Consider the following 4,224-nt stretch of genomic DNA (forward strand, 5'->3'; position numbering starts at 1 on the left):
ACGTATAATAATATCTTGTATGTAAAACATTTAAAAAGGAGTACCCATCATGGCATTAAAGAAGCCGCTTAATTCATTCGCCCGTGCTCGCAAGGTCGGACACAACTCAGCCAAGAAGCAACGCCAAATTGCGATTGCAAAGTTGCAACAATGGGCAAAAGGTAAGTCAGAAGAATTACCTGAAACAAAGTAATCACATCTGATCCCTAAAAAAACCAGTACATGTACTGGTTTTTTTGTTTGCCCTTTTTTCATATAAAAGCGCTTATTTATGGTACGGCGAGCCTTGTTGAATCATAAAGGCCCGATAAATTTGTTCAACCAACACCAAGCGCATTAATTGATGTGGCAGTGTCAGCAGACCAAAACTCATTTTCATATTGGCACGTTGCTTGATCGTAGGATCAAGCCCTAGTGAGCCACCAATAATAAACGTGATGTCTGAATAACCTGCTAAGGTAACATCTACTAGTTTTTGCGCAAACGCCTCTGAAGGAAATTGCTTGCCTTCAATCGCTAGTACAATCACAAAATCGCGTGCCCCAATTTTTTCTTGAATCCGCGCCCCTTCTTTCATGAGAATTTGTTGATTCTGGGCTTCACTTGCTTTATCTGGTGTTTTCTCATCGGCTAATTCGATAATGGTTGTTTTAGCAAAACGTGATAATCGCTTCGTATATTCCGCAATTCCGGCTTTCAAGTAGTCTTCTTTTAATTTACCGACAGTGATAATTTTAATGTTCATAATGGTTAACACCTTTATATTTTCTTAAACTTTTTCATCATGATGCAAACATTTGTATCTGACAACTTATCCACAATTTGTCATACGAACAACATAAATACAACATCGTAATATGCCTATTATACCAGTACTTGACCTGTTCGCATATTTTTTTATCCACAGTTTTGAGCACATTTTAAACAAAATGTGGATAACTTTTTCCACGTTTTTGAATGGCGTTTTAGCCAATTTTCACCCACCATTCTTGACCTTATCCACAGTTTTCCACTTTTTTATCCACAACTGTGGATAAGCACAGATGTTCCCTTAACATTGCCACAGAAAAAATGGCTAATGTTCCTATTTTCAGTCACTATCTTGATTTCATTCGTTTTTTAACGACCCTCACGTCCTAAACGCAAACATTGACGCGCTATTGACATTATTGATCAAAAATTTACGAAATCACGCCGATTTTGCCGTTTTCATCGCCGATTTAATGAAAACTTAACAAATAAAACTAGTTTTCAACATGACCCCACCGACTTATCCACATTTTATCGACTTTTACACTGATTTATCAACATTTTCAGACGATTTATTAACATTTTCAGAAAACAGCAGCTCATCTAATTTGTAAAAAATGTGTAAAGAAAAAAGTTATCGCGCACGTTAACTTCCTAATTTTTGTGTTAATTTAACTTTAACAGTCTTTTTCTCTGCTTGGTGATAATAAGTAATTGTGACCGTATCATTAAGATCATGCTTATATAATTCTTCACGCAAGTCAGCTTGCCCCGTCACGGTTTTGCCATCAATCCCAGTAATCACGTCGTATTTCTGAATACCAGCTTTAGCCGCTGGTCCATTAGGGGTCAAACTCATGACAACAACGCCGCCCTTAACTGTATCTGGGATCTTCAACAGTGACTTTTGGTCATCAACCGTCACAGCTGATAATTCAACTAATCCAATACCAATAGCTGGACGCGTCACTTGGCCATACTTGACCAACTTATTAACAATATCCACCACTTGATTTGACGGAATAGCAAATCCCATCCCTTCAACACTCGTGCCAGAAGCAGAAGAAGAGAGTTTCATTGAGTTAATCCCAATCACTTGGCCAGCAAAATTAATTAATGGACCACCGGAATTACCAGGGTTAATGGCCGCATCGGTTTGAATAACCGTTGAGCCCCCATAATTTTGCCCATCTTCAGAAGAAGACTCCACCAAACGCTTCTTAGCCGAAATAATCCCTTCTGTCACCGATGACGCATATTGTGACCCTAACGGCGAGCCAATAGCCAAAACTTTCTGACCTACTTGGATCTTATTGGAATCACCAAATGCTGCCGTTGTGGTAACCTTATCGGCAGCAATCTTTAACACCGCTAAGTCCGTCATGGCATCTTTTCCAACCAACGTAGCCGTCACCTTTTGCCCGTCATGTAACATGACTTGAATTTGAGCTGCTCCGTTAATCACGTGATTATTCGTCACCACATAGGCCGCATCCCCAGACTTCTTGTAAATCACGCCTGAACCTTCAGATGCTTCTTGAAACGAATCTTTGCCTGTTTGATAGAAATTCAACACAGAAACAACCGCATCTGACACTTTATTGTAAGCTGAAGTCGCCGTTGCATCCTTGGCAATTGTCACCGTCTTATCAGCCTTGGTGGTGACTTTTTGTTGTGATTGTTGCATATCTTCTAAGCCGCGCTGCCCATACAACATTGCCCCACCACCAAGAACGCCAGCAACTGCGCCGGTTACGATAATTTTTGTTAATGATTTATCTGCCATATTATTCACCCATCTATTGCTTTATTTTAAGTGTATCGATTACAAATTAATATTAAATTAAATTATACCGATAAGTTATCCCCAGTAAAGGCATTGATCTTTAAAATGTATTTATCACGACCGCTATGTGCTTCAAACGCCCACACTGGCAGATAAATATCATAACCATTCACTGTTAATATTTTATCATAGTACAAGTAACCCTCAGATAAACGATCCCCACTATCCAATTCATTATACCGGTACAGCGCAACAATCGCCTCTTCTTCAGAGATAAGTGGCCGATCATCACGAAGCTTTTGACTATTGATTAACTGCCGTTTCACCACGTTGATTGGCTTGCCATTTTTATCATAATGAAAAACCATTGTGCCTGGCTCCGCCATCACTGGTAAACCGTTGACGACTTGGGAATAGACTTTATCCCCGTTTGTTTTATTGGCAGTTAAAATCGGATTATAGCGGTACCCCGCATCGTAAGCAATCACATTAGGTGACAAACTTGTTGGCTCACCATCGCGCGGTTTCAGCCCTTTGGCTGTGCGGAATTCGCCAACCAACTCTTCTGCACCGCCTGCCGTTGTTGTCGCGAGATCACTTGGCAAGCGCGTAATTTCTGACTTTTTAGCATGTTGCGCGGCCAGATAACTTTTATACTTAATCGTCGTGCTAAAACTCGGCAACTTAATTTTTTGCTTTTTCATCTCCAAAATAATATTTGCGTTAGCATCCGCAACTTGGATTGGTGCGACACGGCCAGCTTGCCACCAATTAAATAGGAAAATGTCCAGCAAAACAAACAAAATCAACATGAGCACGGTAATACGTTTAAATTGCATGACTGCCTCCTTTTTGTTTTGCCTATCACGATTGATTAGCTTTTGCCGCTATATAAGCTGTGACACTATGCCAACCGTCTGATGTTTCAATCATCCAAGTTGGCACCATGTTGACCGCGGCTTGACTATCTTTATTAACCAGCCACTCATAACCTGGCGTAATAAAGTTATAATCACTTGGCTTGACGCCTGCATCACGTAATTGCTTTAAGACATCAGCGGTTGATGGCAAGGTCACATCTGGCTGATTATTAGGGACTGGTACCCCTAATTCATTGAGCGAATAGGTACTGGTTTGTTGCCCATTTTGTGACATATCAATATGAATCGCGCCACTTTCTGATTGGAAATAAACCGGAAAGCCTTCGACATATGTCCGATAGGTCACTGATTGGCCAAGATTCTGGCTTTCAAAAAAACGCGTATCGGTTAAGTTAAGTTGTAATAAGTTGATCTGTGCAAAACTCAAATTCAAACGCTCAAGGTAAGATTTTGGCAGCTTATTTTTAACGTTATTGTCCTCAAAGGTGACCGTTTCCCACTCAGGGTCATAAGTCACTTTTTGATGATTTAATTTGTTGGTGTAAACTGTTTTATGCCCATCTTCGGATATCACGAGTTGGTTCATTGTCCCCAATAACGCAGACACATACATTTTAGGGTCACGACGGTTGACAAGGTAAGAATAAACCGGTAGCTTGAACGATTGCTTGTAGTTCAACTCAGCGCGTCCTTGCTGCGTTTTAAAGTTAACTGCGGTATGTTTAGGGAGCTGATTGACCATACGCCAGACGTCATCGTCATCCAATCGCGCCACTTTAACCGTGGTGATCTGTCGCTTTTTGGTAT

Annotated in this window: 5 protein-coding genes; 1 reads left to right on the forward strand and 4 read right to left on the reverse strand. The window is 40.6% G+C overall.

What is annotated here, in order from left to right; genetic code table 11:
- Positions 1-49 precede the first annotated feature (49 nt).
- Entirely contained in the window at positions 50-193 is a 144-nt protein-coding gene (locus ACW12G_RS06695; protein ID WP_010000998.1) for a hypothetical protein, read from the forward strand.
- A 72-nt stretch (positions 194-265) separates the two neighbouring features.
- Here the strand turns inward: ACW12G_RS06695 and rlmH are convergent, their stop codons facing one another.
- The 4 genes from rlmH to yycH all read right to left on the reverse strand — a co-directional run.
- Complete coding sequence (rlmH, locus tag ACW12G_RS06700; RefSeq protein WP_455647575.1) at positions 266-745, reverse strand: 23S rRNA (pseudouridine(1915)-N(3))-methyltransferase RlmH; 480 nt, start codon at positions 743-745, stop codon at positions 266-268.
- A 651-nt stretch (positions 746-1,396) separates the two neighbouring features.
- Entirely contained in the window at positions 1,397-2,536 is a 1,140-nt protein-coding gene (locus tag ACW12G_RS06705) for a S1C family serine protease (protein ID WP_455647576.1), read from the reverse strand.
- Positions 2,537-2,598: 62 nt separating this feature from the next.
- Positions 2,599-3,375, reverse strand: a complete 777-nt coding sequence (yycI, locus tag ACW12G_RS06710; RefSeq protein ID WP_455647577.1) for a two-component system regulatory protein YycI — start codon at positions 3,373-3,375, stop codon at positions 2,599-2,601.
- Positions 3,376-3,400: 25 nt separating this feature from the next.
- Positions 3,401-4,224 (reverse strand): two-component system activity regulator YycH (yycH, locus tag ACW12G_RS06715; RefSeq protein ID WP_455647578.1); only part of this gene is annotated, 824 nt, incomplete at its 5' end.

The sequence above is a fragment of the Leuconostoc sp. genome (genome assembly GCF_965300815.1).